This is a genomic window from Variovorax sp. V213, from assembly GCF_041154455.1.
Lineage (GTDB): Bacteria > Pseudomonadota > Gammaproteobacteria > Burkholderiales > Burkholderiaceae_C > Variovorax.
Genome location: NZ_AP028664.1, coordinates 4,356,064 through 4,380,305 on the forward strand (window position 1 = coordinate 4,356,064; position 24,242 = coordinate 4,380,305).

22 protein-coding genes are annotated in these 24,242 nt (G+C 68.2%); 17 read left to right on the plus strand and 5 right to left on the minus strand.

The features are described from left to right. Positions 1-151 precede the first annotated feature (151 nt). The 3 genes from ACAM55_RS20700 to pyrC all read right to left on the minus strand — a co-directional run bounded on the left by ACAM55_RS20700 (position 152) and on the right by pyrC (position 2,878). A complete protein-coding gene (locus ACAM55_RS20700) occupies positions 152-892 on the minus strand; it encodes a DUF3025 domain-containing protein (protein WP_369653329.1) in 741 nt (246 codons plus the stop codon). Further along, on the minus strand, positions 889-1,686 hold the full coding sequence (locus ACAM55_RS20705; protein WP_369653330.1) for an NYN domain-containing protein: 798 nt from the start codon (positions 1,684-1,686) through the stop codon (positions 889-891). The genes ACAM55_RS20700 and ACAM55_RS20705 overlap by 4 nt, the downstream gene beginning before the upstream one ends. Before the next feature lie 160 nt (positions 1,687-1,846). Then, positions 1,847-2,878 (minus strand): dihydroorotase, encoded by a 1,032-nt coding sequence (gene pyrC, locus ACAM55_RS20710; protein WP_369653331.1) that lies wholly within the window; start codon positions 2,876-2,878, stop codon positions 1,847-1,849. 184 nt (positions 2,879-3,062) lie between these two features. Between pyrC and ACAM55_RS20715 the strand changes: the two genes are divergently transcribed. From ACAM55_RS20715 to ACAM55_RS20745, 7 genes are all read left to right on the plus strand, one after another. Beyond that, complete coding sequence (locus tag ACAM55_RS20715; RefSeq protein ID WP_369653332.1) at positions 3,063-4,727, plus strand: ABC transporter substrate-binding protein; 1,665 nt, start codon at positions 3,063-3,065, stop codon at positions 4,725-4,727. After that, entirely contained in the window at positions 4,727-5,680 is a 954-nt protein-coding gene (locus ACAM55_RS20720; RefSeq protein ID WP_369653333.1) for an ABC transporter permease, read from the plus strand. Before ACAM55_RS20715 ends, ACAM55_RS20720 begins: the two co-directional genes overlap by 1 nt. 19 nt (positions 5,681-5,699) lie before the next feature. Continuing rightward, positions 5,700-6,605 carry an ABC transporter permease gene (locus ACAM55_RS20725; RefSeq protein ID WP_369653334.1) on the plus strand — a complete coding sequence of 302 codons (906 nt, stop codon included), beginning with the start codon at positions 5,700-5,702 and terminating at the stop codon, positions 6,603-6,605. 2 nt (positions 6,606-6,607) lie between these two features. Continuing rightward, positions 6,608-7,648, plus strand: coding sequence for an ABC transporter ATP-binding protein (locus tag ACAM55_RS20730; protein WP_369653335.1), 1,041 nt, complete (start codon positions 6,608-6,610; stop codon positions 7,646-7,648). Between the two features lie 35 nt (positions 7,649-7,683). Next, on the plus strand, positions 7,684-8,673 hold the full coding sequence (locus ACAM55_RS20735) for an ABC transporter ATP-binding protein (RefSeq protein ID WP_369656442.1): 990 nt from the start codon (positions 7,684-7,686) through the stop codon (positions 8,671-8,673). Between the two features lie 28 nt (positions 8,674-8,701). Continuing rightward, on the plus strand, positions 8,702-9,883 hold the full coding sequence (locus tag ACAM55_RS20740) for an amidase (RefSeq protein ID WP_369653336.1): 1,182 nt from the start codon (positions 8,702-8,704) through the stop codon (positions 9,881-9,883). Between the two features lie 63 nt (positions 9,884-9,946). After that, positions 9,947-10,288, plus strand: a complete 342-nt coding sequence (locus ACAM55_RS20745) for a TfoX/Sxy family protein (protein ID WP_369653337.1) — start codon at positions 9,947-9,949, stop codon at positions 10,286-10,288. Here the strand turns inward: ACAM55_RS20745 and ACAM55_RS20750 are convergent. Continuing rightward, entirely contained in the window at positions 10,212-10,829 is a 618-nt protein-coding gene (locus tag ACAM55_RS20750) for an ureidoglycolate lyase (RefSeq protein ID WP_369653338.1), read from the minus strand. The two genes, ACAM55_RS20745 and ACAM55_RS20750, sit on opposite strands and share 77 nt — an antisense overlap. 114 nt (positions 10,830-10,943) lie before the next feature. Here ACAM55_RS20750 and ACAM55_RS20755 point away from each other — a divergent pair, with 114 nt between their 5' ends. After that, entirely contained in the window at positions 10,944-11,168 is a 225-nt protein-coding gene (locus ACAM55_RS20755; RefSeq protein ID WP_369653339.1) for a hypothetical protein, read from the plus strand. Here ACAM55_RS20755 and ACAM55_RS20760 read toward each other — a convergent pair. After that, the gene (locus ACAM55_RS20760) at positions 11,153-12,085 is read right to left on the minus strand and encodes a LysR family transcriptional regulator (protein WP_369653340.1); all 933 of its coding nucleotides are present in this window, start codon (positions 12,083-12,085) and stop codon (positions 11,153-11,155) included. The two genes, ACAM55_RS20755 and ACAM55_RS20760, sit on opposite strands and share 16 nt — an antisense overlap. A 145-nt stretch (positions 12,086-12,230) precedes the next feature. Here ACAM55_RS20760 and ACAM55_RS20765 point away from each other — a divergent pair, with 145 nt between their 5' ends. The 9 genes from ACAM55_RS20765 (at position 12,231) to ACAM55_RS20805 (ending at position 24,168) form a co-directional block, all read left to right on the plus strand. Beyond that, positions 12,231-14,366: a 3-hydroxyacyl-CoA dehydrogenase NAD-binding domain-containing protein gene (locus ACAM55_RS20765; protein WP_369653341.1), complete on the plus strand. Its 2,136-nt coding sequence runs from the start codon at positions 12,231-12,233 to the stop codon at positions 14,364-14,366. A gap of 41 nt (positions 14,367-14,407) precedes the next feature. After that, positions 14,408-15,598: an acetyl-CoA C-acyltransferase gene (locus tag ACAM55_RS20770; RefSeq protein ID WP_369653342.1), complete on the plus strand. Its 1,191-nt coding sequence runs from the start codon at positions 14,408-14,410 to the stop codon at positions 15,596-15,598. 10 nt (positions 15,599-15,608) lie between these two features. Further along, positions 15,609-16,817, plus strand: coding sequence for an acyl-CoA dehydrogenase family protein (locus tag ACAM55_RS20775; RefSeq protein WP_369653343.1), 1,209 nt, complete (start codon positions 15,609-15,611; stop codon positions 16,815-16,817). Between the two features lie 13 nt (positions 16,818-16,830). Further along, positions 16,831-17,973 (plus strand): acyl-CoA dehydrogenase family protein, encoded by a 1,143-nt coding sequence (locus tag ACAM55_RS20780; RefSeq protein WP_369653344.1) that lies wholly within the window; start codon positions 16,831-16,833, stop codon positions 17,971-17,973. Next, complete coding sequence (locus ACAM55_RS20785; protein WP_369653345.1) at positions 17,970-18,785, plus strand: oxepin-CoA hydrolase, alternative type; 816 nt, start codon at positions 17,970-17,972, stop codon at positions 18,783-18,785. The genes ACAM55_RS20780 and ACAM55_RS20785 overlap by 4 nt, the downstream gene beginning before the upstream one ends. Positions 18,786-18,861: 76 nt before the next feature. Beyond that, positions 18,862-20,070 carry a CaiB/BaiF CoA transferase family protein gene (locus tag ACAM55_RS20790; protein ID WP_369653346.1) on the plus strand — a complete coding sequence of 403 codons (1,209 nt, stop codon included), beginning with the start codon at positions 18,862-18,864 and terminating at the stop codon, positions 20,068-20,070. A gap of 33 nt (positions 20,071-20,103) precedes the next feature. Further along, complete coding sequence (locus tag ACAM55_RS20795) at positions 20,104-21,105, plus strand: Bug family tripartite tricarboxylate transporter substrate binding protein (RefSeq protein ID WP_369656443.1); 1,002 nt, start codon at positions 20,104-20,106, stop codon at positions 21,103-21,105. 47 nt (positions 21,106-21,152) lie between these two features. After that, positions 21,153-23,108 (plus strand): acyl-CoA synthetase, encoded by a 1,956-nt coding sequence (locus tag ACAM55_RS20800; RefSeq protein ID WP_369653347.1) that lies wholly within the window; start codon positions 21,153-21,155, stop codon positions 23,106-23,108. A 55-nt stretch (positions 23,109-23,163) separates the two neighbouring features. Then, a complete protein-coding gene (locus ACAM55_RS20805; RefSeq protein ID WP_369653348.1) occupies positions 23,164-24,168 on the plus strand; it encodes a Bug family tripartite tricarboxylate transporter substrate binding protein in 1,005 nt (334 codons plus the stop codon). Positions 24,169-24,242: the final 74 nt, after the last annotated feature.

The window sequence follows — 24,242 nt, forward strand, 5'->3', positions numbered from 1 at the left end:
TGAATTCTCCGTGGGGGAATGCTGCCGCATAGATGAGGACCGGGTGGCCCTCTTCAAGCCGTGCAGAAAATGGCGCTCGTCCTGTGTTGTTTGGGTTCTGAAGGAGGCCGCACCGCGGCTTGCGAGTAGAGCAATGATAGGAGCAAAAGTTCTACGGACCGGGCCTGAAGACCTTCGGATCGTCGTAGAAATCTGCCGCGGCGTTGTCTGCGCACCAGCCCGGCACGCCGAGCACCGGCAGCGGAACGAAAGGTTTGCGCGCAAGGTTTTGCGGATCGAGGCTGCGTGCCAGCGCCCGGTCGTCCAGCGCCGCCGGTCCGCCGGCGTCCGGCGGCGGCAGCAGCAGCACATGTGCGGTGATCGGTTTTCGCGGGGTGGTGAGTTTCTCGAGCAGCGCATGGCCGAACACGAGCAGGCGCGCCTCGGACCACAGTGCGCGTTGCGTCACGAAAAGGGTGTGCCAGTCGCGCGCGGCCAGCGCCTTCCACAACGCGGCGGGTGCATCGAGCACGGCGCCGTTCTCGTCGAAGAGCGTGAGCGCATCGCGCACCGGACCGCGCGTAGACGTGACGCCGTTGCGGGCGATCTCCGCGGCTTGCAGCGCATTGAGGCGGCGCTTGGTTTCGGGAAACGCCAGCCAGACCAGCCCGTTGAAAAAGTCGTGCAGGTTGTCGCGCGTCGGCACGGTGCCGGTCTGGAAGATGTGGGCTTCGTAGGCATGGCCCGCGGGCAGGTCCAGTTGCGGCACGAAAGTGGGCGCGGAAGCCGGCTTGGCGCCCTGCTGCAGCGCCGCGGCAACGGTGGTGCGAAGTGCAGCATGCGCCGCCGCTTCACCCATGGCCCGATAAGGCCCGAGCCACGGCTGCGACCAGTCGATCGCCGCCAGGCTCAAGGCGCGGGGGCTCCGGTCCAGCGGATGCGGTCGGGGTGCTGCAGCACGGCGAACTCCGCCGGGAGCTTGTCGAACAGCTTGAGCGAACTGCCATGCTTGCCGAGCAGACCGGCCGCGCGCAATGCCTGGGCCACGTCGTTGAGCGGCACGTCGGCACCGCTGCGCAACGCGGGCGCCGCCTGCAGGATGAACTCGGCCGCCTCGGAAGTCGGCTGCGCCGGCTTGGCGGCCTTGGCCGTTTTTCGGGCCGCTGTCTTGGCTGCGGTCTTACGGGCCGGCGTGGCCGCGCTCGTGCCGGTCTTGGCGGGTGATGCGCGCTTCGCGGCCACCTTGGCGGCGGCCTTCCTGGCTGGTGCAGTGGGCGGCGCGAGCGGCGCACCATGGTGCCGCAGGTCGGTGAACTCGTCGTAGACCGCCACGGTCTCTTCGCCCGTCTTGCCCTGCTGGCCGAGGCCGCACACGCGGCAGCCCTTTTCGCGCAGGCGGATCACCAGCGGCGCGAAGTCGGAATCGGAAGACACCAGCACCACCACGTCGGGGCGCTCGGCAATCACGAGATCGATGGCATCGACCGCGAGCGCGATGTCGGTGCTGTTCTTGCCGGACGAGAGATTGACCATCGGCCGCACCGACAGGCGCTTGAAGAGCGCCTGCTGCTTGAGTGCGGTTTCGGCGTTGCAGTAAGCGCGGCGCACATGAACGGCGCCGTGCTCGGCCATGGTGCGCTGCACGGCCTGCTCGATCACGTCGGCCGAGACGTTGTCGGCATCGATCAGCAGCATCACGCGAATCATTGGCTCACCCCCAGGCTGCGCGCACTTCGTGTCGCTTCTCCCTCCCCCTCGCCGGGGGCAACACCAACGGTCCGGCAAAGTCGGTTCCGTGGTGTTTCTCGACCGGATCGTGCCAACTTCAGGTGTCGCGCGTGACGCGACTGATCGCATGATGGAAAACTCACAGAAGTTTCCAGGCGATTGTTTCGCCGCCGCGCAGCGGCTTGAGCGTGGCGTCGCCGTAGGGCACCGTCTCGGGCACGGTCCAGCTTTCGCGCTTCAGCGTGATGGTGCCGCTGTTGCGCGGCAGGCCGTAGAAGTCGGCGCCGTGGAAGCTGGCAAAGCGTTCGAGCTTGTCGAGTGCGCCCACGCTGTCGAAGGCCTCGGCATAGAGCTCGATGGCGGTCAGCGCGGTGTAGCAGCCGGCGCAGCCGAGCGCATGCTCTTTCAGGTGGGCCGGGTGCGGTGCGCTGTCGGTGCCCAGGAAGAAGCGGTCGCTGCCGCTGGTGGCCGCCTCGACCAGCGCCACGCGGTGCGTCTCGCGCTTGAGCACGGGCAGGCAGTAGTAGTGCGGGCGGATGCCGCCGGTGAAGATGGCATTGCGGTTGTAGAGCAGGTGGTGCGCGGTGATGGTGGCGGCCGTGAAGCGGCTGGCGTCGCGCACGTAGTGAGCGCCCTCTTTCGTGGTGAGGTGCTCGAACACCACCTTGAGCTCGGGGAAGTCGCGGCGCAACGGAATCATCACGCGGTCGATGAAGACGGCTTCGCGGTCGAACAGGTCGACGGCCGGGTCGGTCACCTCGCCGTGCACCAGCAGCAGCAGGCCGTCCTTTTGCATCGCCTCGAGCGTCCTGTAGGTGTGGCGGATGTCGGTCACGCCGGCATCGCTGTTGGTGGTGGCGCCGGCCGGGTAGAGCTTGAGCGCGCGCACGCCGGCTGCGGCGGCCAGGGTGATTTCTTCGGGCGGCAGCTTGTCGGTCAGGTAGAGCGACATCACGGGCTCGAAGGCCGTGCCTTCCGGCACCGCGGCGCGGATGCGGTCGCGGTAGGCCATGGCCTGCGCCGCGGTGGTCACGGGGGGCCGCAGGTTGGGCATGACCAGCGCGCGGCCGAACTGGCGCGCGCTGTGCGGCACCACGGCTTCGAGGGCGGCGCCATCGCGCACATGCAGGTGCCAGTCGTCCGGGCGGGTGATGGTGAGGGTGTCTGTCATGGGAAGGCAATTGTCGCATCGGCCCCGCTCGGGCGCCCCTCCCGCCGGACCGATGCGGCGCGCGGCCCGCCGCCCCCAGGGAAAGGCCCTGGAATGCCGGCTGGCACATGTCGTGCTTGACCGCTGCTTCGGCCTTTTGACCTTCGTCTTCGGGCCTTGGTCTGTCCTTTCCTTAGGAGTTGATGTGAAGCGTGCCGCTACCCCCGCCCTGTCCCTGAAACCCCTGGCCGCCTGCGTGGCACTGGCCACCCTGGTTCTTGCCGCGCCCGCTGCGCTCGCACAGGAAAAAACCCTGCGCATCGCCATGACCGCGGCCGACATTCCGCGCACGCTGGGCCAGCCCGACCAGGGCTTTGAGGGCAACCGCTTCACCGGCATTCCGATCTACGACTCCCTCACGCAATGGGACCTGTCCAAGGCCGATGCGCCGAGCGTGCTGATTGCCGGCCTCGCCACCTCGTGGGCCGTCGACGCCAAGGACAAGACCAAGTGGGTCTTCAAGCTGCGCCCCGGCGTCAAGTTCCATGACGGCTCGGCCTTCAACGCCGACGCCGTAGTGTGGAACGTGCAGAAGGTGCTCGACAAGGACGCGCCCCAGTTCGACCCCAGCCAGGTGGGCGTGACCGCTTCGCGCATGCCCACGCTGCGCACGGCGCGCAAGATCGACGACATGACGGTCGAGCTCACCACCAGCGAGCCCGATGCCTTCCTGCCGATCAACCTCACAAACCTGTTCATGGCCTCGCCGGCGCAGTGGCAGAAGAAGTTCGACGCCGCAGCCGGCGCAACGCCCGCCGACAAGGCCAAGGCCGCATGGACCGCCTTCGCCGCCGAGCCCGCCGGCTCGGGTCCGTTCAAGGTCACGCGCTTCGTCGCCCGCGAGCGGCTGGAGCTGGCGGCCAACAAGACCTACTGGGACGCCAAACGCGTGCCCAGGATCGACAAGGTCGTGATGATCCCGATGCCCGAAGCCAATGCGCGCACCGCCGCGCTGCTCGGCGGCCAGGTCGACTGGATCGAGGCGCCCGCGCCCGACGCCATGGCGCAGATCACGCAGCGCGGCTTCAAGATCTATTCGAACGCGCAGCCGCACGTGTGGCCCTGGCAGCTCTCGTTCGCCGAAGGTTCGCCGTGGCTCGACAAGCGCGTGCGCCAGGCCGCCAACCTGTGCATCGACCGCGGCGGCATGAAGCAGCTGCTCGGCGGCATGATGGCCGAGCCCAAGGGCACGGTGCCGCCGGGCCACCCCTGGTTCGGCAAGCCAGGCTTCGACATCAGGTACGACGTGAAGGCCGCGCAGGCGCTCATGACACAGGCCGGCTACTCGGCCGCCAAGCCGATCAAGGTGAAGGTGCAGATCTCCGCTTCCGGCTCGGGCCAGATGCAGCCGCTGCCGATGAACGAGTTCGCGCAGGAGTCGCTCAAGCAGTGCTTCTTCGACGTGCAGTTCGACGTGATCGAATGGAACACGCTCTTCACCAACTGGCGTAAGGGCGCGAAGGACCCGTCGGCCAACGGCGCCAACGCCACCAACGTGAGCTTCGCGGCGATGGACCCGTTCTTCGCGATGGTGCGCTTCGTGAGCACCAAGGCCTTTCCGCCGGTATCGAACAACTGGGGCTACTACGGCAACGCCGAGGTCGACAAGCTCGTGGCCGACGCGCGCACCAGCTTCGACGACAAGGCGCGCGACGCGGCGCTCGCCAAGCTGCACACCTACATCGTGGACGATGCTCCCTTCGTCTGGATCGCGCACGACGTGGGGCCGCGCGCGCTCTCGGCCAAGATCAAGAACGTGGTGCAGCCCAAGAGCTGGTTCATCGACATCGCCACCATGGCAATGGATTGATGTTTGCCTACCTGATCCGCCGCATCGTCTACGCCGTGCCGATCATGATCGGTGTGGCGCTCGTGTGCTTCCTGCTCGTGCACATCGCGCCGGGCGATCCGCTGGTGTCGATCCTGCCACCCGATGCTTCGGCCGACCTGCAGGCGCAGCTGCGCGAACTCTACGGTTTCAACCGTTCGCTGCCCGAGCAGTTCGCGATGTGGGTCTGGCGCGCGCTGCACGGCGACCTGGGCGTGTCCATTGCCAGCAACCGCGCCGTGGCGTCGGAGGTGCTCACCGCCGTCGGCAACACGCTGCGGCTGGCGGTGGTGGCCACCTTCATCGGCTTCGTGCTGGGCTGCCTGTTCGGATTCGTCGCGGGCTACTTCCGCGGCTCGTGGGTCGACCGCTTCGCATCGATGCTGTCGGTGCTGGGCGTGAGCGTGCCGCACTATTGGCTCGGCATGGTGATGGTGATCGTGTTCTCGTCGCAGCTCATGTGGCTGCCGGCCACGGGCGCGGGCCCGAGCGGCTCCGACGACTGGGCCTGGGACTGGGCTCACTTGCAGTTCCTGGTGCTGCCGGCGCTCACGATGTCCGTCATTCCGATGGGCATCATCGCGCGCACGGTGCGCGCGCTGGTGGCCGACATCCTCGACCAGGAGTTCATCGTGGGCTTGCGCGCCAAGGGGCTCACGCACTTCGGCGTTTTCCGCCACATGGTGAAGAACGCGGCGCCCACCGCGCTGGCCGTGATGGGCCTGCAGCTGGGCTACCTGCTGGGCGGTTCGATCCTGATAGAGACCGTGTTCTCGTGGCCCGGCACCGGCTTTCTGCTGAACTCGGCCATCTTCCAGCGCGACCTGCCGCTGCTGCAAGGAACCATCCTCGTGCTGGCGCTGTTCTTCGTCGTGCTCAACCTGCTGGTCGACGTGCTGCAGACGCTGCTCGATCCGCGCATTGCGCGTGCCTGAAGAAGAAACCGGAAAAGCCATGTCCACCGTGCTCGCTTCTTCTTCCCCTGTCGCGGCCACCGTCGAGCCGCTGCCGGCGCAACGCTCCCGCGGCTACTGGGCTTCGGTCTGGCTGCGCTTCCGGCGCGACCCCGTGGCCGTTGGCGCGGCCGTCGTCGTGCTGCTCTTGATCGCGCTTGCGCTGATCGGCCCCTGGATCGCACCGGCCGACGCCTATCAGTCGTCGATGCTCAAGCGGCTCAAGCCCATCGGTACCCCGGGGCTGCCTCTGGGCAGCGACGAGCTGGGGCGCGACATGCTCTCGCGGCTGATCGTCGGTGCGCGGCTGTCGCTCTTCATTGGCATCACGCCGGTGCTCTGCGCCTTCGTGCTCGGCACGGTCATCGGGCTGGTTGCCGGCTATGCGGGGGGCCTCACCAACACGCTGATCATGCGCACCATCGACGTGTTCTATGCCTTCCCCTCGGTGCTGCTGGCCATTGCGCTGTCGGGCACGCTGGGCGCGGGCGTGGTCAATTCACTGATCTCGCTCACCATCGTGTTCATTCCGCAGATTGCGCGCGTAGCCGAGAGCGTGACCACCCAGGTGCGCAACCGCGACTACGTGGAGGCGGCGCGCGCCTCGGGCGCGAGCCCGTTCACCATCGTGCGGGTGCACGTGCTGGGCAATGTGCTCGGGCCGATCTTCGTCTACGCCACCAGCCTGATCGCGGTGTCGATGATCCTGGCTTCGGGCCTCTCGTTTCTCGGCTTGGGCGTGAAGCCGCCCGAACCCGAATGGGGCCTGATGCTCAACACGCTGCGCACGGCGATCTACGTGCAGCCCTGGGTAGCGGCACTGCCGGGGGTGATGATCTTCATCACGTCGATTTCCTTCAACATCCTGTCGGACGGATTGCGCTCGGCGATGGACAACAAGGGCTAGGCATGGACGCACTGAAAGACATCGGCGGCCCCGCACAGCCGCTTCTCACCATCACCGGCCTGGTCAAGCACTTTCCGCTCAAGAAAGACCCACTGGGCCGTGGCGGCGGCGTGGTGCGCGCCGTGGACGGCGTGGACTTCGAGGTGATGAAGGGCGAGACGCTCGGCGTGGTCGGCGAGTCGGGCTGCGGCAAGTCGACCACCGCGCGGCTCTTGATGCAGCTCCTCGAGCCGACGCGCGGCGACGTGGTGTTCGACGGTCGCCAGGTCGGCAGCCGCGACCTGCCGCTGAAGGAATTCCGCCGGCAGGTGCAGATGGTGTTCCAGGACAGCTACGCCTCGCTCAACCCGCGCCTCACCATCGAGGACTCGATCGCCTTCGGCCCGCAGGTGCACGGCGTGTCCAGGCGCGACGCCGTGGCCCGCGCGCGCGACCTGCTTTCGCGCGTCGGCCTCGAGCCGCAGCGCTTTGCCGAGCGCTATCCGCACGAGCTGTCGGGCGGCCAGCGCCAGCGCGTCAACATCGCGCGCGCGCTGGCGCTGCAGCCGCGCATGGTCATTCTGGACGAGGCCGTGTCGGCGCTGGACAAGTCGGTGGAAGCGCAGGTGATCAACCTGCTGCTCGACCTGAAGGCCGAGTTCGGCCTGACCTATGTCTTCATCAGCCACGACCTCAACGTGGTGCGCTACGTGAGCGACCGCGTGATGGTGATGTACCTCGGCCAGGTGGCCGAGATCGGCCCGGCCGACGCGCTCTACGATGCGCCGGCCCATCCGTATACGCGCGCGCTGCTGTCCTCGATGCCGTCGATGGACCCCGACAACCGCACCGAGGAAGCCGCGCTGACCGGCGACCCGCCGAACCCCATCAACCCGCCCACCGGCTGCCGCTTTCATCCGCGCTGCGCGCTGGCCGCGCCGGTGTGCAGCCAGGTTGTTCCCGAACGCATCGCCACGGGTTTGCAGCACGCGGTGAGCTGCCTGGTCCACGAGGCGGGCAGCGGGCATCCGCTGGCGCAGCAACCGATGAGGCAAGCGGCATGAGCACCCACGGCAACGTCATTCCCGACGGCGAACCCATGGTCCGCCTGCGCGACCTCAGCGTCACCTTCTCCGGCGGGCGCAAGCCCGTGCATGCCGTCAGCGGCGTCAGCCTGGAGGTGCAGCGCGGCGAAGTGGTGGCGCTGATCGGCGAATCGGGCTCGGGCAAGAGCGTGACCATGCGCACGCTGCTGCGCCTGCATCCGGAACGCCGCACGTGCATGGGCGGCCAGGTGCAGGTGGCGGGCCGCGACGTGCTCGCGATGCCCCAGCGCGAGCTGTTCGATTTCCGCGGCAAGGTGGCGTCGATGATCTTCCAGGAACCCTTGCTGGCGCTCGACCCGGTGTATTCGGTGGGCGCACAGATCGTGGAATCGATCCGCCGCCATGAAGCCGTGACCGAAGCCGAGGCGCGGCAGCGCGCACTCGCACTGTTCGAGCGGGTGCGCATTCCGAGCCCCGAACGCCGGCTTGCGGCCTATCCGCACGAGATGTCGGGCGGCATGCGGCAACGCGCCATGATTGCGCTGGCGCTGGCCTGCAGGCCCCAGCTATTGCTGGCCGACGAGCCGACCACCGCGCTCGATGCCACGGTGCAGATCCAGATCCTGCTGCTGCTGCGCGAGCTGCAGCGCGATCTCGGCCTCTCGGTGATCTTCGTCACGCACGACATCGGCGCGGCGGTCGAGGTGGCCGACCGCATCGCCGTGATGTATGCCGGGCGCATCGTCGAGGAAGGCTCCGCCCGCGAGCTGATCCGCTCGCCGCGCCACCCCTACACCATCGCATTGCTCAAGAGCCGCGCCCACGGTGCGCTGGCACGCGGCACCCGGCTCGAAACCATTGGCGGCGCGCCGCCCGATCTCTCGGCCCTTCCGCCGGGCTGCGCCTTTGCCGAGCGCTGCGCGCTCGCGAACGACATGTGCCGGGCCGCGCAGCCCGCGGCCGTGGAGCTCGCGCCGAACCACCGCGCGCGCTGCATCCGCACGGACGCCGCCGCAGCCATCGCGCCGGTTCTGGTCGCCTGAAATCCCTTCGTCCAATTCATTCTTCGCCATGCCGTTACTCGACCCCGCGCATGCCTTCGTTCCCTACCCCGACGTGCCCGTGGCACGCGCAGGCACCGGTCCGCTGGCCGGCCTGAGTTTTGCCGCCAAGGACCTGTTCGACGTGGCGGGCTACCCGACGGGCGGCGGCAGCCCCATCGTGCTGGCCATGTCGGGCATCAAGACGCGCACCGCGCCCACGGTGCAGAAGCTGCTCGACGCCGGCGCCCGCTTTGTCGGCAAGACCGTGACCGACGAGCTCGCGTTCTCGATGAACGGCAACAACGCGCATTTCGGCGCGCCCGTCAACGGCGCGGCCAAAAACCGCATCACGGGCGGCAGCTCGTCGGGCTCGGCGTCGGCCGTGTCTTCGGGCCTGTGCGACTTCGCGCTCGGCACCGACACCGGCGGCTCGGTGCGCGCGCCGGCCAACCACTGCGGGTTGTACGGCCTGCGCCCCACGCACGGCCGGGTGAGCCTCGAGGGCGTTCTGGACCTTGCGCCCAGCCTCGACACCTGCGGCTGGTTCGCGCGCGACATCGGCACCTTCGCGCGCGTGGGCGACGTGCTGCTGGGCGACGACACGGCCACGCTGCCGCAGCGCGTGCGGCTGCTGCGCCCCGAAGACGCCTGGTCGCTCGCCGTGCCGGCGGCGGCTACCGCGCTCGCGGATGCTGCCGCGCGCGTGCAGGCCGTGCTCGGCGAAGCGGAAGGCACCACCGTCGCGCTCGACTCCTTCGATGCGATGTACTGGAACTTCCGCTACGTGCAGTCGCACGAGGCCTGGCTCACGGACGGCCCGCTGATCGAACGCTACGCACCGCCGCTGGGCCCGGGCGTGGCCGAGCGCTTTGCGTGGTCGCGCGACGTGACCGACGCGCAGATCGCCGCCGGCCGCGCCTTCCGCGCCGCCTTTCGCAGCCACCTGGCGGAACTGCTCGGCAGCGACGGCGTACTGCTGATGCCGACCATGCCCGACATCGCGCCGCTGCGCAGCGAGAGCGAGGCCGGGCTGGAGGACTACCGCAACCGCGCGATCCAGATGCTGTGCATCGCGGGCCTCAGCGGCTTTCCGCAGTTGTCGATGCCGCTCGCGCAGCGCGAGGGGGCACCGCTCGGCATTTCGCTGCTCGGGCCGGCCGGGTCGGATCGTTCGTTGATCCGGATGGCGGAGCACATTGCCGCAAGCTGACGCGGCGCGCCCGGACTCGGCGACACTGCGCTCTTTCCATCAGGCGCCTGGCGCCAGCACATCATGTCGGAAGCCTCGTTGCAGTTCGTCGATTTCATCGTGGACCGGCTCTCCGGAATCCCGCGCATCGCCAAGACCCGCTTCTTTGGCGGAACGGGGCTGTCGGCCAATGCCACCCAGTTCGCGATGATCATGGGCAGCACGGTGTACTTCGTCGTGGACAAGGACACCCGGCCGAAATACGAGAAGCTGGGCAGCAAGTGCTTTGCCTACGACACGAAGGCCCGGCGGGTCCAGGTACGGAAGTACTTCGAGGTCCCCATCGAGATCATCGAAGACCACGAAGCGTTGACGGCCCTGGCAAGGGAGGCCGTTCAGGTGGCGCAAAGCCTCGCAAAGAAGTAGCAGAACCGGCGGGCCCGGGCGCCTGGCCGTTCCAGTCGACGATCGCCGGCGCCGCCAACGCGCAGATGTCGCAATCGACCGCATCGCCGGCGCGCTCCACCACCACGAAGTCTCCCGCGTCCACGGCCAACAGCGCGTGGTGCCAGGTGCCGGGTGCGAGCGTCACGCCCTGCAACCCGTCGGTGATGAACGCGGCGAGCGCGCCGGCCGCCGGAGGCTCGCCGGCCGGTGCCACGACGATGACGAAGCGCCGCTCGCCCAGCGGCACGAAGGTCTGGCTGCCGAGCGCGTGGCGCTCCATCTCCGAGACCTCGTGCGGAAAACGCCGCGCCTGCGCGCGGAACAGCGCGAGCATCGGCCGGCCACCCGCGGCGCCAAGCTGCAGGTCGGCCACGAGGTCGAAGCGCCGTGCATTGCCGCCGTTGATCGGGCGGCCTGTGCCGGCGGGCGCCGCCAGCACCGTGCCGTAGGGCGCGAAAGCTTGCGCTGTCAGCGGTTGCACCGCGAGCGGCAGCAGGGCGTGGGGAGCACCATCGTTCATGCGGCGAGTACAGCAGAAAACATGCCGATGGTCATCTCGTCCCATCCGGCGCCAGGCCCGCAGGCGCTAAAGTCGCGGGCTTCTTGTTCTTCCGCGCAGCCATGCGCCTTCCCGATGCGACGCTCTCTCACCCTCTGCCTGCTCGTTCCGGCCGCGCTCCTCGCGGCATGCGCATCGGGACCGGCGCCTCGCGTCACCCGGATGGGGGACGGCGTGTACAAGTCGCCCAGCGCGCAGGATGCGGAGGCGTACTGCCGCAATTTCGGTGCACCCATGCGCTTCCTCGACCCGAAGACGGCCCGCGCGCCGCAGGGTGAAGTCACCTACCGCTGCGACTGACCGGCCGGTTCCGTGCCGGGCGCCCGCACCCGCACCCGCACCCGCTCCAGGATGAAATCGATAAAGGTGCGGATCGCGCGCGTGTGCTGCCGGTTCGGCATGTAGAGCATGAACATCTGCGTGCCGAAGATGGAGAGGCGCCAATCGTCGAGCGTGGTCACCACGTCGCCCTTGCGCACGTCCTCCTGCACCACGTAGTCGGGCACGAGGCCGATGCCCAGGCCCGCGAGGACAGCCTGGCGCAGGAACAGGAAGTTTTCGGAGATCAGCGTCGGCTCGAGGATCACCTCGCGCCGCGCCTCGCCCTGGTAGGCCGACACCCGCAGCTGGCGGCCGATGACCGCGGCCGTGACCACGGGGGCGCCCTGCAGTTCGTCGAGCTGCACGGGCAGCGCATGTTTCGCTGCGTAGTCGCGTGACGCGCAGGCCACATAGCGCACCGGCCCCAGGTCGCGCGCCACCAGGTTCTGCGGCGGCTCGGGCACCACGCGAACGGCGATGTCGACCTCGTCGCGCAGCAGGTCCTCGATGCGGTTCTCGAACACCACATCGAGCACGATGCCGGGGTACTGCCGCTTGAAATCGATCAGCCAGTCGGCCATCACGAGCTGCCCGTAGCCGCTGGGCACACTCAACCGCACGCGGCCCTGCAACCCCTCGCCCAGCGTGGTGACCGATTCCCGCGCGGCCAGCAGTTCGGTCTGGATGGCCACGCCGTGCTGGTACAGCCGCAGGCCGATTTCGGTCGGCTCGGCGCGGCGGGTGGTGCGCCGCACGAGTTGCGCGCCGACCGAGCGCTCCAACTGGTTCAGGTGGTAGCTGACGTTGGCGCGGCTCATCTTGAGCCGACGGGCCGCCGCGCTCAGGTTGCCCGCATCGAGGATTTCCACCAGCAGGGTGAGCGATTGGAGGTCCATTCGGCGATTGTGTCAAAAATTCTTTGACAGTCTGTCAACCGTCTATGCAATTGTCAAAGCGGCCACGCGGTCGAAGAATGCGGGGTTCACCCCAGAGCCTCGAGCCCCTCGCGTTGCAGGGCTCGCCACGCAAGAGACAAAGCACATGGCCGCCACAGCTCCCAGCCCCTCCACGTCTTCCGGTCCCGTCACCTTCGAACGTCTTGGCGACGTGTTCGTGGTGACCATCGACAACCCGCCCGTCAACGCCCTGGGCGTGGACGTGCGCCGCAGCCTCGTGGCCGCCATCGACGCGGCGGAGGCCGACAGCCGCGCCGCCGCGGTGCTGATCGTCGGCGCGGGCCGCAACTTCATCGCCGGCGCCGACATCCGCGAGTTCGGCAAGACGCCGCAGCCGCCTTCACTGCCCGAGGTCTGCCTGAAGATCGAGAACTGCAGCAAGCCGGTGGTCGCGGCGATCCACGGCGCCGCGCTCGGCGGCGGGCTGGAAATTGCGCTGTCGGCGCACTATCGCCTTGCCGCGCCGTCGGCCAAGCTGGGCCTGCCCGAAGTGGCACTCGGCCTCCTGCCGGGTTCGGGCGGCACGCAGCGCGCACCGCGCCTGATCGGCGTGAAGCCCGCACTCGAACTAATGCTCAGCGGTCGCCATGCGGGCGCGAAGGAAGCGCTGTCGCTCGGCTTGGTCGACCGCCTCGGCAACGAGGCCGACGCACGCGCCGAAGGCCTCGCCTACGCGCAGGAGCTGGCCGCCGCCAAGGCGCCGGTGCGCCGCACGCGCGAGGCTGCCGGCCTGGCCGACGCGGAAGCCAGCCGCGCCGCCCTTGAAGCCGCGCGCGCCGACACCGCCAAGAAGAGCCGCGGCCTGTTCTCGCCGATGAAGATCATCGAAGCGGTCGAAGCCGCGCTCACGCTGCCTTTCGACGAAGGCATGGCGCTCGAGCGCAAGCTGTTCCTGCAGTGCATCGACAGCCCGCAGCGCGCGGGACTGATCCACGCCTTCTTTGCCGAGCGCGAAGTGCTGAAGGCGCCCGAAACCAAGGCGGCCAAGCCGCGCGCGCTCGATGCGGCCGGCATCGTCGGCGGCGGCACCATGGGCGCGGGCATCGCGGTGGCCATGCTCGACGCGGGCATGCCCGTGACCATGATCGAGCGCGACGAGCCCAGCCTCGCGCGCGGCCGCCAGCATGTCGAGAAGGTGTACGACGGCCTCATCAAGAAGGGCCGCATGACGCCCGAAGCCAAGGCCGGGGTGATGGCGCGCTTCTCGGGCTCCACGAGTTACGACGCGCTTGCGCAGGTGGACATCGTGGTCGAGGCCGTGTTCGAGGACATGGGCGTGAAGAAGGCCGTGTTCGCCGAACTCGACCGCGTGTGCAAGCCCGGCGCCGTGCTGGCCACCAACACCTCGTACCTGGACATCGACGAGATCGCGGCCAGCGTCTCGCGTCCGCAGGACGTGGTGGGCCTGCACTTCTTCTCGCCCGCCAACATCATGAAGCTGCTCGAGATCGTGGTGCCCGCCAAGGTCAGCGCCGACGTGGTCGCCACCGGCTTCGAGCTCGCGAAGAAGCTCAAGAAGGTGCCGGTGCGCGCCGGCGTGTGCGACGGCTTCATCGGCAATCGCATCCTGGCCGTGTACCGCCAGGCGGCCGACCACATGATGGAAGACGGCGCCTCGCCCTACCAGATCGACGAAGCGGTGCGCAACTTCGGCTACCCGATGGGCCCGTTCCAGGTGTCGGACCTGGCCGGCGGCGACATCGGCTGGGCCACGCGCAAGCGCAAGGCCGCCACGCGCGACCCGAAGGCGCGCTACGTGCAGATTGCAGACCGCATCTGCGAGCGCGGCTGGTTCGGCCAGAAGACGCAGCGTGGCTACTACCTGTATCCCGAAGGCGCACGCACCGGCGTGCCCGACCCCGAGGTGCTGGCCATCATCGACGCCGAGCGCGAGCGTGCCGGCATTGCGCCGCGCGCCTTCACCGAGGAAGAAATCATGCGCCGCTACATGGCCGCGATGGTCAACGAAGGCGCCAACGTCGTGCACCAGCGCATCGCGCTGCGTCCGCTCGACGTGGACGTGACCTTTCTCTACGGCTACGGCTTTCCGCGCCACCGCGGCGGCCCGATGAAGTACGCCGACACCGTGGGCCTGCCCAAGGTGCTGGCCGACATCCGCGAGTTCGCGAAGGAAGACCCGGTGTTCTGGCAGCCCTCGCCGCTGCTGGTGGAACTGGTCGAACGCGGCGCCGATTTCTCCAGCCTCAATCAATCCGAGTAATCAGAGTTCATCCGAGTCCGTCGACCAAGGAGCCAATCACCATGCGCGAAGCCGTCATCGTTTCCACCGCCCGCACCCCGCTCACCAAGGCGCACCGCGGCGAGTTCAACATCACGCCCGGCGCCACGCTGGCCGCCTTCGCCGTGCGCGCGGCGGTCGAGCGCTCGGGTCTCGACCCGGCGTTGATCGAGGACGCGATCCTCGGCTGCGGCTACCCCGAAGGCACGACGGGCCGCAACATCGCGCGCCAGAGCATCATCCGCGCGGGCCTGCCGATCAGCATCGCCGGCACCACCGTGAACCGCTTCTGCGCTTCGGGCCTGCAGGCGATTGCAATGGCGGCGGGCCGCATCGTGGTGGACGGCGCGCCGGCCATGATCGCGGGCGGCGTCGAAAGCATCTCGCAGATCCGCGGCCGCAGCCCTGGCGACGGCGGCGACCTCAGCCTGGACCCGTGGATCGTCGAGCACAAACCCGCGCTCTACATGGCGATGATCGAAACCGCCGACATCGTGGCGCAGCGCTACGGCATCAGCCGCGAGGCGCAGGACCGCTTCTCGGCCGAGAGCCAGCGCAAGACCGAAGAGGCGCAGATCGGGGGCCGCTACAAGGACGAAATCGTCGCTTGCACCACCACCATGGCGGTGACCGACAAGGAGACCAAGGAAGTCAGCTACCGCGAAGTCACCGCCACGGAAGACAACTGCAACCGCCGCGGCACCACCTACGAGGCGCTCGCCAAGCTGAAGCCGGTGATGGGCGAGGACAAGTTCATCACCGCGGGCAACGCCTCGCAGCTTTCCGATGGCGCGTCGGCCTGCGTACTGATGGAAGCCAAGGATGCCGAGCGCGCCAACCTCAAGCCGATGGGTGCGTTCCGCGGCCTGGCCGTGGCCGGCTGCGAGCCCGACGAGATGGGCATCGGCCCGGTGTTCGCGGTGCCCAAGCTGCTCGCGCGGCACGGCCTCAAGGTCGAGGACATCGGTCTCTGGGAACTCAACGAAGCCTTCGCCTCGCAATCGATCTACTGCCAGGACAAGCTGGGCATTCCGTCGGAACGACTCAACGTGAACGGCGGCGCGATCTCCATCGGCCACCCCTTCGGCATGACCGGCGCGCGCCTCACGGGCCACGTGCTGATCGAGGGCAAGCGCCGCGGCGCGAAATACGCCGTGGTCACGATGTGCATCGCGGGCGGCATGGGCGCCGCGGGCCTGTTCGAAATCTATTGAGGAGCCAGCGATGGACCTGAACTTCACCCCCGAAGAAGAAGCCTTCCGCAGCGAAGTGCGCGCCTTCCTCGCCGACAAGCTGCCCGCGCGCCTCTCGGCGAAGGTCAGCAGCGGCAAGATCCTCGCCAAGGCCGACATGGAGGAATGGCACGCCATCCTCAACGAGCGCGGCTGGCTCGCCAATCACTGGCCCGAGCAGTACGGCGGCCCCGGCTGGACCGCGGTGGAGAAGTTCATCTTCGAACACGAATGCGCACTGGCCTTCGCGCCGCGCATCGTGCCCTTCGGCGTGAACATGCTCGGGCCGGTGCTCATCAAGTACGGCAGCGAGGCGCAGAAGCGTCATTGGCTGCCGCGCATCCTCGACGGCTCCGACTGGTGGTGCCAGGGTTATTCGGAACCCGGCGCGGGCTCCGACCTTGCGGCCGTGAAGACCTCGGCCGTGCGCGGCATCGACGCAAAGGGCGACCACTACATCGTGAACGGGCAGAAGACCTGGACGACGCTCGGCCAGCACGCCAACATGATCTTCTGCCTGGTGCGCACCAACCGCGAGGCGAAGAAGCAGGAAGGCATCAGCTTCCTCTTGATCGACATGACGTCGCCCGGCGTCGAAGTGCGCCCGATCATCACGCTGGACGGCGAGCATGAAGTGAACGAGGTGTTCTTCTCCGACGTGCGCGTGCCGGCCGAGAACCTCGTCGGCGAAGAGAACAAGGGCTGGACCTGTGCCAAGTACCTCTTGACCTACGAGCGCACCAACATCGCGGGCGTGGGCTTCTCGGTGGCCGCGCTCGAGCAGCTCAAGCGCATTGCCGCCACGCAGACGAAGAACGGCAAGCCGCTCGCCCAAGACCCGGCGTTCGCCGCGCGCCTGGCGCGCGTCGAGATCGACCTGGAAAACATGAAGACGACGAACCTGCGCGTGATCGCCGCCGTGGCCGGCGGCGGCGTGCCGGGCGCGGAGAGCTCGATGCTGAAGATACGCGGCACCGAGATCCGGCAGGAGATTTCGTCGCTCGCCCGCCGCGCGATGGGTGTGTACGGACGGCCCTTCGTCGAGGAAGCGCTGCACGACGGCTATGAAGGGGAGACCTTCGGTCCGGCCTACGCGAAGGCAGCCGCAGCGCGCTACTTCAACAACCGCAAGCTGTCGATCTTCGGCGGTTCCAATGAAATCCAGAAGAACATCATCAGCAAGATGATCCTCGGGCTGTAAAGGAGACACGCACATGAACTTCGCACACACCGAAGACCGGCGCATGCTCGCCGACAGCCTGAACCGCTTCATCGCCGAGCAGTACGCCTTCGATGCGCGTGACCGCATCGCGAAATCCGAACACGGCTTCAGCAAGGAGATCTTCCAGCAGTTCGCCGAACTCGGCGTGATCGGTGCGCTGTTCACCGAAGCCGATGGCGGCTTCGGTGGCGGCGGCTTCGACATTGCCGTGGTCTTCGAGGCACTGGGCCGCGGCCTCGTGGTCGAGCCGCTGCTGGGCGCGGTGATGGTCGGTGAAGCGCTCAGCGCCGCCGGCAGCGACGCGCAGAAGGAGAAACTCGGCGACATCATCAACGGCATGGCCGTCGCGGCCTTTGCGCACGACGAGGCCGACGCGCACTACGAACGCACGCGCGTCTCGACCCGCGCCGAACGCAGCGGCGACGGCTGGGTGCTTCACGGCGCCAAGGCCGTGGTGCCGCAAGGCGAGCAGGCCGACCTGTTTCTCGTTTCCGCCCGCACCTCGGGCCAGGTGGACGACGACACGGGCATCTCGCTGTTCCTCGTGCCCGCGAAGACGGCAGGCCTCACGGTGCGCGGTTGCCCCGCCATCGACGGCGGTCGTGTCGCCGAACTTGCGCTCGACGGCGTGAAGCTGGGCACCGACGCGCTGCTGGGCACCGAAGGCCAGGGCCATGCGACGCTCGAACGCGCCATCGGCCGCGGCGTGCTCGCGCTGTGCGCCGAAGCCGTGGGCGCGATGGAGGCCGCCAAGACCGCGACGCTCGACTACCTGCGCACGCGCAAGCAGTTCGGCATCCTGATCGGCAGCTTCCAGGCGCTGCAGCACCGCATGGCCGACCTGCTGCTCGAGATCGAACAGGCCCGCTCGGCTGTGATCAACGCCGCCGCGGCGATCGACGGCACGGACCGCATGGCACGCGAGCGCGCGCTGTCGGCCGCCAAGTTCAGCATCGGGCGCATCGGCGCGCTGGTGGCGGAAGAGAGCATCCAGATGCACGGCGGCATCGGCATGACCTGGGAACTGCCGCTGCCGCACTACGCCAAGCGGCTCGTGATGATCGACCATCAGCTCGGCGACGAAGACCACCACTTGCAGCGCTATATCGCGCTGGGCAAGGAGATTGCAGCATGACCGACAAGACCGTGCTCATCTCGCAGCAAGGTGCCGTCCGTATCCTGACCAACAGCAACCCCGCCGCGCGCAATGCGATCACGCCGACGCTGTACGCCGAGCTCTCGGCAGCGCTCGCCGATGCGGCGAACGACCCCGAAGTCGGTGCGGTCGTCTTCACCGGCGCGGGCGATTTCTTCTGCTCCGGCGGTGACCTGAACCTTCTGGCCAAGCGCCGCGAACTGCCCGCCTCGGAGCGCCGCGAGAAGCTCGAGGGTTTGCACAACCTGATCCGTGACATCCGCGATTTCGGCAAACCGGTCATCGCGGCGGTCGAAGGCGGCGCGGCGGGTGCGGGCCTCTCGATGGCGCTGGCCTGCGACATGCTCGTGTCGGCGCGCGATGCGTTCTACACGGTCGCCTATGTCAAGGTCGGCCTCACGCCCGATGGTGGCGCCACGGCATTCCTCGCGGAGTTCGTCTCGCGCCAGGTGCTGACCGAGATGTGCCTCACCGGCGACCGCATGCCGGCCGAGCGCCTGCATGCGCTGGGCGCGGTCAACCGGCTGACCGACAAGGGCGCCGCGCTGGCTGAAGCCATTGTGCTCGCGGCCAAGGTGGCCCACGGTCCGCAGCGCGCGAGCGCACGCATCAAGACGCTGTGCCGCCAGGCGCATCGCGCCACGCTCGAAGAGCAGCTCGAAACCGAGGCAGCGTTCATGGTCGAGTCGCAGGCCGACGCCGAAGCGGCTGAAGGCATCGGCGCCTTTCTCGGCAAGCGCCCGGCCGATTTCGCCGCGCTGCGCCGCCAGAAGCAGAACCCGTCGTCCTGACGCCGCCGCCCACATTCACCCGCCTTCATGCCTCGCACTCGGTGCGGGGCTTTCTCGCTTCCAGGGAGTTGCCTTCATGCCCATGCTGAATTCCACGCTGCCGCTCGCCGGCGTGCGCGTTCTCGATCTGTCCCGCATCCTCGCGGGCCCCTGGTGCGGCATGGTGCTGGCCGACATGGGCGCCGAAGTCATCAAGGTCGAGCACCCGGGCCGCGGCGACGACACGCGCGACTGGGGCCTGCGTGTCGGCAAGACCGAGACCGCCTACTTCAACAGCGTGAACCGCAACAAGCGCTCCGTCACGCTCGACCTGCAGACGCCCGAAGGCCAGCAGATCGCGCGCGACCTTGCGAAGCAATGCGACGTGGTGATCCAGAACTTCAAGTTCGGCGGCATCGACAAGCTCGGCCTCGGCTATGAGCAGCTCAGCAAGGAGCAGCCGGGGCTCATCTACTGCTCGATCTCGGGCTACGACCGCACCGGCCCCGAGGCCGCACGCCCCGGCTACGACCTCGTGGTGCAGGGCGAAGCCGGCCTGATGGCGCTCAACGGAGAGGCCAACCAGCCGCCGCTGAAGTTCGGCGTGGCGGCCGTGGACCTGTTCACAGGCATGTATTCGGCGCAGGCCATCCTGGCCGCGCTGTACCAGCGCGAGAAGACCGGCAAGGGCCGCCACGTCGAGATGGCGCTGTTCGACTGCGGCCTGATGATCACCGCCTACTACGGCCTCGAGGCGCTGCTGATGGGCGAAGACCCGCCGCGCTACGGCAACTCGCATCCGTCGATCGTGCCCTATGGCGTGTTCGATGCGGCCGACGGTCCGCTCGTCATCACCGTGGGCAACAACGCGCAGTTCGCGCGCTTCTGCACCGAGGTGATCGAACGGCCTGATCTTGCGGCCGACGAGCGCTTCAAGACCAACATCCTGCGTTCGGCCAACCGCGCGGTGCTGCTGCCAGAGCTGCACGCCGAACTGGCCAGGCGCCAACGCGCCGACCTGCTCGTGAAGCTGACCAAATCGGGCATTCCCTGCGGCGAAGTGCTCGGCCTGCTCGAAGCGCTGAACTCCAAGCGCGCCACCGATGCCGGCCTTGTCACCCAGCAGCCGCATCCGGTGGCGGGCAAGGTCAACGTGCTGGCGCCGCCCTATCGCTTCGACGGCGAACGCCTGCCCGTGCGAAGCGCGCCGCCGCAACTGGGCGAAGGCACGCACGAGGTGCTGCAGTCGCTGCTCGGCCTCTCCAACGACAGGCTCGCGCAACTGAAAGCGAACGGCGTCGTCTGAGGGCGCCCCTCTTCTGATCCCTTGAAAAAGTCCATGGCATTTCCTTCTTCTTCTCGCTCCCTTCGCAATCCCGCACGCCGTGCACTCATCGCATTGGCACTTCCGCTCGTGGCGGGCGCCGCCTTCGCGCAGGCCTGGCCGTCCAGGCCGATCACGGTGATCGTGCCTTTTCCGCCGGGCGGCCCGACCGACGTCGCCACGCGCATCGTGGCGCAGAAGATGTCGCAGGGCCTGAAGCAGAACATCCTGATCGACAACCGCAGCGGCGCCTCGGGCACCATCGGCGCGGCGGTGGCCGCCAAGGCCGCGCCCGACGGCTACACCTTCATGATGCTGGCCACGCCTACGCTGCTGGCCGCTCACCTGTACGGCCAGACCCCCTACGACATCTTCAAGAGCTTCACTCCGGTGGGCACGGTGTACGACCTCCCGATCGTGATGGTGGTCAATCCGAAATCGTTGCCTGAAGTGACCGGCCTGCAAGGCCTGATCGCCAAGGCCAAGGCCGAGGGCGGCAAGCTCAACTACACCACCGCGGGCGCCGGCAGCTTCGGTCACCTGACGACCGAGCAGCTCAAGAACATCGGCAAGTTCGAGGTGCAGCACGTGCCCTACCGCGGCAGCGCGCCGGCCGTGACCGATCTCATCGGCGGGCAGGTGCCGGCCATGTTCTCCGACCTGGTGGCGGTGATGCCGCACATCCGCTCGGGCACGCTGCGCGCCATCGCGGTCGGCTCGGGCAAGCGCGTGAGCCTGCTGCCCGACGTGAAGACGGTGGCCGAGCAGGGCTTCCCCGGTTTCGACGCGACCTCGTGGGGCGGCCTGCTGGCACCGGCGGGCACACCCAAGGACGTGGTCGACCGCATGAGCGCCGAGCTGAAGTCCGCGCTGGCCGACAAGGAAGTGCAGGACAAGCTCGAGAGCGTGGGCTCCTTCGCGGCCTATCGCACGCCCGAGCAGACCGGCGTGCGCATGCGCCAGGACTTCGAACGCTGGGGCAAGGTCATTCGCGACAACAACATCACGAACCAGTAAAACAGCGATTCGCGTGCGGCCGACAAGAGACAACATCAGGAGACGACATGACAGGCAACGACAAGAAGCAGAAGAAAAAGGAAGGGGCCGGTGCGCCATTCCGCCCCCTGTTGCCGGTCCGCAGCCTCGCCGACATCCGCAAGCTCGAAGAGACGCCGCTTGCGCAGGCGCTGACGGTTCGCAACACCTACGAGATCTTCCGCAACGCGGGCGCGGCCTTCGGCGGCAAGACCGCGCTGACCTTCCTGCGCACCGGCAACCCGGCCGACGAGCCGATCCGCTGGTCGTACGCCGAGTTGCTCGCGCGCATCCACCGGACCGCGAACATGCTGCATGCGCTGGGCGTGGGTCCGCAGGACGCGGTGGCGGTGCTGCTGCCGGGCTGCCTCGAGTACCACCTCGCGCTCTGGGGCGGCGAGGCGGCGGGCATCGTGCAGCCGCTCAACCCGCTGCTGACCGACGAGAAGCTGGTGGCGCTGATGACCGCCGGCCGCGCCAAGGTGCTGATCGCCTACGGCTCCGACAGCGAGTCGGGCATGTGGTCGAAGGCCATGCGCCTGCGCGGGCAGGTGCCCACGCTCACGACCGTGCTGCGCGTGGCGCCGCATGACGAAGCGCCGGGGGCGGCGAGTGCATTGCCCGAAGGGGTGGCCGACTTCGACGCACTGCGCGCCGTGCAGCCGGCCGACCGGCTGGTGAGCGGCCGCGACATCGCGCCCACCGATATCGCCGCCTACTTTCATACCGGCGGCACCACCGGCGCCCCGAAGCTCGCGCGCCACAGCCATGGCGCGCAGGTGTTCACCGCGTGGGCCAGCGTGCAGGTCGCGGGCATGAACGAACAAGGCATCTCGATCAATGGATATCCGCTGTTCCACGTGGCAGGCGTGCTGCCCGCCTCGCTGGCGTCGCTCTCGGCAGGCATGGAGGTGATCATTCCGACGACCTCGCTGCTGCGCAACAAGGAGGTGCTCGCCAACTACTGGAAGCTGGTCGAGAAATACCGGCCGACTTCACTCTCTGCCGTGCCCACGGTGCTTGCGGCGCTGGCGAACGTGCCGCTAGCTGGCGCCGACATTTCATCGATCGGCTACTGCCGCACGGGCGCCGCCGTGCTCTCGCCGGAACTGGCCGCGCGCTTCGAGCGCCTGTTCGGCCTGCATGTGCACGAGAGCCTGGGCATGACCGAGATGGCCGGCATCTCGACCATCACGCCGCCCGGCGTGGACGGGCCCGCGGGCTGCGTCGGGTTTCCGCTGCCCTACATGCAGATGCGCATCGTGGCGCTCGACGAGCACGGCAACGCCAGCGACCGCGACCTGCCGCCGGGCGAGCAGGGCATGGTGCTGTTCAAGTCGCCCAACCTGTTTTCGGGTTTCGTCGATCCGGCCGACAACGCCAAGGCTTTCACGGCCGACGGCTGGCTTGCCACCGGCGACCTGGGCTGGATCGATGGCGACGGAAGGCTCAACCTCAGCGGCCGCTCGAAGGACCTGATCATCCGCAGCGGCCACAACATCGATCCCAAGGTGATCGAGGACGCGCTGGGCGCGCATCCCGCGGTGCAGCTGTGCGCGGCGGTGGGCGCGCCCGATGCGTATGCGGGTGAACTGCCGGTGGTCTTCGCGACGCTGGTGCCGGGCGCATCGGCCACCGAGGACGAGCTGCTGGCCTTCGCCGCCGCACGCGTCGACGAGGCACCCGCCAAGCCCCGGTCGGTGATCGTCATCGGGAACATGCCGATGACCAACGTCGGCAAGATCTACAAGCCCGAACTTCGCGCCATGGCCGCGAGCCGCGTGGTGGCGACCACCGTAGCGCAAATCTGCGACGAGCTCGGCGTGGCGGAAGCCGCACGGCCGCGCGTGCACGGCGAGGGCGAGAGCCTGGTACAGGTGCGCATCGATGCGGGGGCCGCGGGCGCGCTCGCCGCATCGCTGCGGGAGCGGGTCCGCACGGCGCTCGAGCCGCTTCCATTCAAGACGCGGGTGCTCGTGGAATAGCCACGCCCCGTTTCCTTCGACAGACAACACAACGACATCCGGAGACATCGAAAGCATGAACGCAACTTCCACCCCTCGCGGGCTCACCCGCCGTGCCCTGCACTGCGGCATTGCCTCGCTCGCGCTTGCGGCCACGGGCGCCAGCTGGGCCCAGACCTACCCGAACAAGCCGATCCGCATGGTGGTGCCCTTTGCAGCCGGCGGCGCGACCGACGTGCTGGCCCGCGTGCTGGGCGAGAAGATGGCGGCGGGGCTGGGCCAGCCCGTCATCGTCGACAACAAGCCCGGCGCCGCCGGGATCATCGGCACCGATGCCGTGGCCAAGGCGCCGGCCGATGGCTACACCATCGTGCTGTCGCTGAGCAACTCGCTTCTGACCAACCAGTTCCTGTACGAGAAGCTGCCCTACGACACCCAGCGCGACCTCACGCTGGTCTACCAGATCGCCACTGCACCACTGGTGCTGGTGGTACACCCCAGCGTGCCCGCCAGCACCGGGCCCGAACTGCTGAAGTATGTGGTCGCCAACAAGGGCAAGGTGGCTTACGGCTCCTACGGCGTGGGCGCCTATCCGCACCTGGCGGGTGCGCACATGAGTCTCACGCAGAAGGCCGAGATGAACCACATCGCCTACAAGGGCGAATCGCCGATGCTGCAGGACCTGATCGGCGGCCAGATCCAGATGGCCTTCGCGAGCGCGCTGGTGGCCAAGCCCCACATCGAGGCGGGCAAGCTCAAGGCCATCGGCGTGAGCGGCGAACGCCGCATGGCGACGCTGCCCAACGTACCCACGCTGGCCGAGCAGGGGCTGAAGGACGAGGCCTACCGCGTGACCGGCTGGCTCGCCATCGCCATGCCGGCCGGAACGCCCAAGCCCATCGTGCAGCGCATCGCCGAGGAAGTGGGCAAGGCCACCCGCCAGCCCGACGTGCAGGCGCGCGTGGCGGCCATGGGCTTCGACTTGAAGGACAGCTCACCCGAGGCTTTCAACGCGGTGTACAAGAAGGAAAGCCCCGTCTGGGAGCGCCTGATCAAGGATTCGGGCGCCAGGCTCGAGTAGCACGCCGGGCCTCGAAGGGGGGCCGAGGGGACTGGGGAACGGACCGCAGCTTAGGAAAACCCCGATGAACGGAT